Annotated in this window: 7 protein-coding genes; 2 read left to right on the forward strand and 5 right to left on the reverse strand. The window is 70.0% G+C overall.

Features of this window, described 5'->3' with window-relative positions:
* The coding region (locus tag ON39_RS35165) for a hypothetical protein (RefSeq protein WP_040740641.1) at positions 1 to 234 on the forward strand (234 nt) is incomplete at its 5' end.
* Here ON39_RS35165 and ON39_RS35170 read toward each other — a convergent pair.
* From ON39_RS35170 to ON39_RS35180, 3 genes are all read right to left on the reverse strand, one after another.
* Positions 235 to 1,029: an alpha/beta hydrolase family protein gene (locus ON39_RS35170; protein ID WP_040740646.1), complete on the reverse strand. Its 795-nt coding sequence runs from the start codon at positions 1,027 to 1,029 to the stop codon at positions 235 to 237.
* Positions 1,030 to 1,121: 92 nt separating this feature from the next.
* A complete protein-coding gene (locus tag ON39_RS35175; RefSeq protein WP_040740643.1) occupies positions 1,122 to 1,475 on the reverse strand; it encodes a VOC family protein in 354 nt (117 codons plus the stop codon).
* Positions 1,476 to 1,483: 8 nt separating this feature from the next.
* A complete protein-coding gene (locus ON39_RS35180; RefSeq protein ID WP_040740645.1) occupies positions 1,484 to 2,950 on the reverse strand; it encodes a carboxylesterase/lipase family protein in 1,467 nt (488 codons plus the stop codon).
* Between the two features lie 70 nt (positions 2,951 to 3,020).
* On the opposite strand from ON39_RS35180, the gene ON39_RS35185 reads away from it, so the two are divergent.
* Positions 3,021 to 3,605, forward strand: a complete 585-nt coding sequence (locus tag ON39_RS35185; protein WP_040740647.1) for an NAD-dependent epimerase/dehydratase family protein — start codon at positions 3,021 to 3,023, stop codon at positions 3,603 to 3,605.
* Positions 3,606 to 3,618: 13 nt separating this feature from the next.
* Here the strand turns inward: ON39_RS35185 and ON39_RS35190 are convergent, their stop codons facing one another.
* Complete coding sequence (locus tag ON39_RS35190) at positions 3,619 to 4,926, reverse strand: extracellular catalytic domain type 2 short-chain-length polyhydroxyalkanoate depolymerase (RefSeq protein ID WP_085998319.1); 1,308 nt, start codon at positions 4,924 to 4,926, stop codon at positions 3,619 to 3,621.
* 45 nt (positions 4,927 to 4,971) lie between these two features.
* Positions 4,972 to 6,303, reverse strand: coding sequence for a tannase/feruloyl esterase family alpha/beta hydrolase (locus ON39_RS35195; RefSeq protein WP_051187498.1), 1,332 nt, complete (start codon positions 6,301 to 6,303; stop codon positions 4,972 to 4,974).
* Positions 6,304 to 6,603: the final 300 nt, after the last annotated feature.

Below are 6,603 nucleotides of genomic sequence, written 5' to 3' on the forward strand. Positions count from 1 at the left end.
ACCTATCAGCCGGAGACCGTGCACTTCCGCGACCTCACCGAGGAGCGCTCGCTGCCCTCCGCCGACTCGGTCGACTACAAGGCCACCAGCCGGTGGACCCCGACCGTCACGGGCAGCCATCTGCTGGCGGCCTACTCCGGCACGCCGAGACCGAGTCTCACCAAATACCTCACGGTCGAGGTCACCGGCACCGGGATCGATACCGGCACGTCCTGTGCGTCGCTGCCCCGGTGATCACCTGACCGGGAGGTGACGGCCGAACCATTCGGTCAGCACCTCGTCCACCGCGCGGGCGTGCGGCTGCTGCGGCGCCGGCTCGAGGCCGGGCTCGTCGGCGAGCGCATGGGCCAGGCCTGGAATGGACCGCAGCTCGGCCTTGTCGCCGATCGCGCCGACGAGATCGGCCGCGTCGGCGCGCAAGGCCGGGTGATCCAGTTCGCCGTTGACGACCAGCAGTGGCCCACGCTCGGCGAGGACGTCCGCCTTGGCGACGAAATCCAAACTGTCCACGGCCTTTTCGGACTCGGCGTCGTACGGATAGTCGCCCGGGAACAGCTCGACGACCGACCGCATCTTGATGGCGGCGTTGACCACGGCCCCCGCGAAGATCGGCGTCTCGGACTCGGCGAGCACCCGCAGCGCGACGGCCCCGCCGAGCGACCCGCCGAGCACGCCGATCGGGCCGTCGCCGACCGGAAACTGCTCGCGCAGCGACGCGAGCGCCGCCGGGAACTCCTCGCTCGCCTGCCGGACGAACGGGTACAGGTACGCCATCACCGGGTCCTTCGTGAACAGCTCCACGATGGCGTCGGTGCTGCCGTCGACCATGCGCGCCCCGCACATCGGCATGCCGAGGTGCACCCGCCACGCGGGCAGGCCGTGCATCGGCAGCGCGGCCGCGAACGCCGCGTCCGTCCTCGGCGCGTCGAGCATGTGCCAGGTGACGATCAGTGGCGCGGGACCGTTGTCGGCGGGCGGCAGGGCGGTGAACGGCACGCCCGCGGCCGTGCCCGTGATCGTTGTCGGCATGCGCTCACCGTAGATCCGCCCGCGCACTCGGCGACAACGATTTCGCCACCAGCGAAATTCATTGAGTGCTCGCCGTTTCCGGGCGTGGCGCGTCAGTAGTACTGGACGAGGCAGAACTCGTGCTCTTCGGGGTCGGCCACGACGACGACCACGCCCTCGTCGTAGTCGTGCCGTTCGCCGGTGTGCCTGCCGCCGAGGTCGATCACCTGAGCGATGCCCTTGTCGATATCGTCGACCGCGATATCGAGGTGCACGCGGACCTTGCCGCGCTTCGCGTCGGTCACCGGCTGGAACACCAGGCGGGGCAGCGGGTCGTCGGAGTGACCGAGGTAGACCCAGCCCGGCCGGGACGGGCCGCGCGGCCGGTCGAGCAGCGCGCTCCAGAAATCGGCGACCCATTCGACGTCGACGCAGTCGATGGTCACGCCGACCCAGCGGTTGGTCATGGTGCTCCTCAGCGGTTGTGCCACAGCGCGAGCTCGTCGGGGCGGGGGTCGGCGACGAGCCGGGGGCGTGGCGTGTCGAAGGTCAGCACGCGACGCGTGTCGGCGTGGTACGGCTCCCAGGGGGTCCGTCCATGAGCGAAATCTACCCAGGCGCGGTGCATCTCGGACGCCAGGGTCTGCGGTGGGGTGTCGGCCCCGAGCATCATCGCGGCTCCCTCGGCGGTCAATGTGTCGAAGACGAAGGCTATTTCGAGGGCGTGCGCTGCTCGAAGGTCCAGATGCGTTGTGGGCCACGCGAACTCGTACACGTAGGCGGTCGGCGCGGCCTCGGCCAGGCGGGCGGTGGGGACGCGGAAGGCATAGTCGGTGAGGATGGCGGCCAGGAGGTCGCCGGGGGTCGCGCCGGGGCGGTTGGCGGAGTAGGTGTCCACGACGCCCGGGTCGACGCCTCGGGCGGCGAGCACCGCGGGCAGAGCATCCGGTGTCAGCGTGGCGGTGAGGCCGGCGGGGGCGGTGAAGAGCCGGAACTCGTCGGTGGTCGTGCCCAGCACGAGGGGGATATCGCGGCTCGCGCCGCCGGCGATCGCGTCGAGGGGGAGTTGGGTCAGAGTGTCGCCGTCGATGGTGGGCAGGAAGGCCATCAGCCCCAAGCCCGCCTCGATCGTGGACAGACCCCACCGCTCGGGGTTTTGCTGCAAGGTGAAGTCCAGCAACAGGTTTCGCTCGGCCTCGAGCAGCGCGGGGATGTCGGCGGCTTCGGGCGCGTGCTCGAGCCGACCCGCGAAATCGGCCGCGACGAGACGGGCGTCGTCCAGCGTGGAGGCGATGGTCGCGTTGCCGCTCTGGATGATCGCGCGATGGAACAGCCCGGTCGCCGGGGGCGCGGCGAGCAGGGTGGCGACGCTCATGCCGCCCGCGGACTCGCCGAAAATGGTGACCTGTCCGGGATCCCCGCCGAAGGCGGCGATATTGTCGCGCACCCACCGCAGCGCGGCGATCTGGTCGAGAATGCCGCGATTGGGCGGGGCGCCGTCGAGGGCGGCGAAGCCGATCGCGCCGAGCCGATAGTTCAGGCTGACCAGGACCACACCGTCGCGCGCGAACGCGTGACCGTCGTAGACCGAGACGGCGCTGGAGCCCCGCACGAAGGCGCCGCCGTGGATCCAGACCATGACCGGGAGGCCGGACGCGGCCGGGTCTGGCGTCCACACATTGAGGTTCAGGAACTCGGGGCCTGCGATGATCGGGTTGTGCAGGATCGAGCGCAGCGGTTCGGGGTAGCCGTGCTGCGGCGCGGTGGGGCCGAATTCGGTGGCGTCGCGTTCGCCCGCCCAGGTGGGTGCGGGGCCGGGAGCCTGGAAGAGCGCGGGGCCCGAAGGCGCGGCCGCATAGGGGATTCCGCGGAACGCGTGCACCGATCCGGTGACGGTGCCGCGCACCTTGCCCTGGGGTAGGGCCACTACTGACGTGTGCATCCATGAACCTCGCGAATCGCCGACGACACCTCGAACTTCTCACATCCGGGCCGATCACTAGGGTGGAATGATGCGGATCTTTCTGGCCGGCGCGACCGGCGTCATCGGAACACGGTTGCTCCCGCTGCTCGTCGCGGCGGGCCACGAGGTCGCGGGCATGACCCGCTCGGCCGCCAAGGCGGACCAGGTGCGCGCGGCCGGGGCCGTGCCGGTGGTCTGCGACGTCTACGACGCGGACGCGCTGACCGCCGCCGTCGTCGACTACGGCCCCGACCTGGTGATGCACCAGCTGACCGACCTGCCCGACGACGCCGCCCGCCTGGCCGAGTCGGCGGACGCGAACTCGCGCATCCGCACCGAGGGCACCCGCAACCTCATCGCCGCCGCCCAGGCCGCCGGCGCGAAACGCTTTCTCGCGCAGAGCATCGCGTGGGAGCCGGCGGGCGGGCGCGGCCGGGTGATCCAGGACCACGAGGCCGCCGTCCTCGACATCGGCGGCGTGGTGATGAAGTACGGCCAATTCTACGGTCCCGGAACCTATTACGAGGGCGAGCTACCGCCGCACCCGCGCGTGCACGTGGACGACGCCGCGGCCCGGACGATCCCGCTCCTGGAGGCGTCGAGCGGCGTGGTGATCATCGCCGACGCCGCCTAGGGCGCGCCCGGGGTCAGCACTTCTCCCAATAGCCGGGGGCGGTCTCCTTGATCGTGCTCTTGACGAAGACGTTCCACAGGCCGAGGTTCTGATTCGAGCCGTTGGCGTAGGTGGTGCCGCCCGAGGCGTGCGCGCGACCGGCGGTGGTGTGGGCGTAGTTGGTGTCGGTCACGCACGCGGGCGGCACCGTGGTCGTCGTGGTGGGTGCCACTGTGGTCGTCGTGGTGGGCGGCACAGTCGTCGTCGTCGTGGGCGGCGTCGTCGTGGTCGTGGGAGTCGTTCCGCCGGTGAGCTTTCGGACCATGGCCATGATCGTCTCCACCTGCTTGCCGCCGTGCCAGGCGTAGGCGGCGTCCCCGCCGTAGCCCCACCAGTTCCAGCAGCCGTTCGGATTGGTGGTGCTCGCGTTGCTCAACGGAATGGCCTGGGGGTACAGCACGATCATGTCGTTGGTGTCGGCGTACTCGTTGAGGTAGGCGTCTTTCATGAAGGTGTCGCCGAATCCCTGATAGCTGTACCCCTGTTTGCAGCCGTGCAGGCTGACCATCAACCGGCAGGACGCGCCGTCCGCGCACGACTTCGGCACGTAGGCGAAACCCTTGGCGTCCATGCTGATCGCGTTGGCGTTGCCGCCCGGGGCGAAGGCGTTCTGGTCGAACTGGACGAGCTTGCCCGTGAGCGTGGCCGTGGGCGCGCGCACGCCGCCGAGCAGCGCGGTGAGCATCTCGTTCTCGGGGTCGTCGCCGCAGTTGTTGAGGAACGGCGACTGGGTGCTCGCGCAGGCCACCGGGCCGAGCTTGCTCACCCAGGCGTGCCCGGCCGCGCCGGTCTTGTTGTAGGTGACCTTCGCGCCGAACTCGGTGTAGTAGGTCGCGAGGTCGTCGTTGACGGGCTGCACCACGGTTCGGTCGTTGGTGCCGTGATAGAGATAGACCGGATCACCGGCCAGGTTCGCGACCGCGTCGACCTTGCCGGAGTCCGCGAGTCGCCTTGTCTCGGCGGCCAATTGGGCCGGGGTCTTTCTCGCCCCGTTCTGCATGCAGCCGTTCTGCGCGGTGCTCGCGTAGTCGAAGTCCCCGGCGCACCGGTACGGGCCGGCGGTGAAGATGCCCGCACCGGCGAAGACATTCGAGTAGGCCACGTGTAGCTGATTGGCCAGGTAACCGCCCGAGGAGACACCCGAGACGTAGCCGGCGTTGATGTTGTAGCCCCGCAGCGCCTCCGGGGTAGGCGCCGGCACTGCGGCGAACACGACGGTCGCTGTGCCGACGACCACGGCGACGGCGGCCGCGCAGACCGCCACTGCTGCACTGAATTTCATGATGGCTCCTCACCATTGGGGAACGGGCTGGAAATCCTCTCGGGCTCAGTGGGTCAACTCGCAGGTATTGGCGAGATCGCCGGTAGCGGGGCGGGGCACCGTCGCGTCGGGCGGCGGCGATTGGCCTGCGATGGTCCAGGATTCGAGCGCGGTGAAGGCCGTGCGGAAACACGGCAGCAGCGGCCGCAGCAGATCGGGATGACTGTCGAAGAGCCCGTCCGCGTGGTTGCCGCCCTCGATCCGGTAGTACCGATGGACGCCCGCACGACCCTGCTCGCGGATCAGCCCGGCGTAGACGTCGGAGTCGAGGCCGATGGGCAGCAGCGCGTCGAGCGTCCCGTGAATCGTGAGCAGCGGCCGCTGGATTCGGCCGGTGAGCGAGACGCGGCGCATCGCGTCGTGGACGGCGACCGGTCGGGCAGCGTAGTCGTACTCCGCGTCGTCGCCGAGGTAGCCGGGGTCGAACTCTTGGCGGTAGTTCCGCTGGATGGGGCCCCAGTAGACCCGGTCGTGGTACTCCCACAGCGGCTCCGACGCCGCCGGAAAGCCCGCTGCCAGTATCGTTTCGAGGGCCGCGGGATCGGTCCGGTGGCCGGGGTAGCCCCGTAGGGCGGGCGGCAGGAAGGTCAGCGGATTCGGGCCGTCGGCCTGCCACAGGGTGCCCTCCCAGTCGACGCCGCCGTCGTAGAGCCACGGCACGTTCTCCAACTGCCAGCGAACCAGGTAGCCGCCGTTGGAGACTCCCGCCAGGTAGGTGTGTCGCGCTGGGCCGCCGTATCGCTGCGCGACCGCGGTCTGCGCGGCCACCGTCAGCTGGGTGACCCGGTTGTTCCATTCGACGAGGGCGTCTCCCGGCGCGGCGCCGTCGCGATGGAAGTCGTTGCCGGTATTGCCTTTATCGGTGGCGGCATAGGCATACCCCTTGGCCAGCACCCAATCCGAGACAGTGAAGTCGTTCGCGTACTGGCGGCGATTGCCCGGCGTGCCCGCGACGACCAAGCCGCCGTTCCAGTCGTCGGGCAGCCGGATGACGAACTGGCTGTCGTGATTCCAGCCGTGATGGGTGTTGGTGGCCGAGTCGTCGGGGAAGTAGCCGTCGATCTGCGTGCCGGGCACGCCGACCGGATTGCGGGCCCCGGCCGGGTGCAGCCCGGCCCAGTCGTCGGGGACCGTGTGACCGGAGGCGACGGTGCCCGCGGTGGTCAGATCGTCGAGGCAGGCGGCGATCTGGTGTTGCGCGCCCACCACCATGGGCGCCGGGCAGTCCGCGGTACGCACGGTCGGCGGCGCGGGGTCGATCAGCTGCGTCGCGAACACACTCGCGACGGCGATCGTCGCGGTGACCCAGTGCGCGGCCAGGCGGTGAAACAGCGACATGAAGCGCCTCCTCGAGCGGGCATGTCGAAAGTCTGTGCGCCGCGGCACCGGCCCGCGAGATGGGTCCGCGCCACATTTCCCGCCGGGGATATGGCTGCCATCGCTACAGTGGCGACCGACCGGGGACTACGCGCCTCGTCGAGGCCCGGTGCGCGGCACGGCGTTCCACAATGAATCGCATGACTCGCGAGATCTTCCTGGAAATGCTCGAGCGGGAGGCTCCGGCGGTCGAGTTCGAAGCCCCGTTGCTCGAGGCCCGCGCGGCGGGGGCGTCGGCCGCGACGCTCGCCGAACTGGAGG

The sequence above is a fragment of the Nocardia tenerifensis NBRC 101015 genome, assembly GCF_000308715.1.
GTDB lineage: Bacteria > Actinomycetota > Actinomycetes > Mycobacteriales > Mycobacteriaceae > Nocardia > Nocardia tenerifensis.

Excerpts from the sequence above, each read along its gene's own strand:
- ON39_RS35190 (WP_085998319.1), bottom strand. The coding sequence starts at position 4,926 with ATGAAATTCAGTGCAGCAGTGGCGGTCTGCGCGGCCGCCGTCGCCGTG.
- ON39_RS35195 (WP_051187498.1), bottom strand. The coding sequence starts at position 6,303 with ATGTCGCTGTTTCACCGCCTGGCCGCGCACTGGGTCACCGCGACGATC.
- ON39_RS35180 (WP_040740645.1), bottom strand. The coding sequence starts at position 2,950 with ATGCACACGTCAGTAGTGGCCCTACCCCAGGGCAAGGTGCGCGGCACC.
- ON39_RS35170 (WP_040740646.1), bottom strand. The coding sequence starts at position 1,029 with ATGCCGACAACGATCACGGGCACGGCCGCGGGCGTGCCGTTCACCGCC.
- ON39_RS35175 (WP_040740643.1), bottom strand. The coding sequence starts at position 1,475 with ATGACCAACCGCTGGGTCGGCGTGACCATCGACTGCGTCGACGTCGAA.
- ON39_RS35185 (WP_040740647.1), top strand. The coding sequence starts at position 3,021 with ATGCGGATCTTTCTGGCCGGCGCGACCGGCGTCATCGGAACACGGTTG.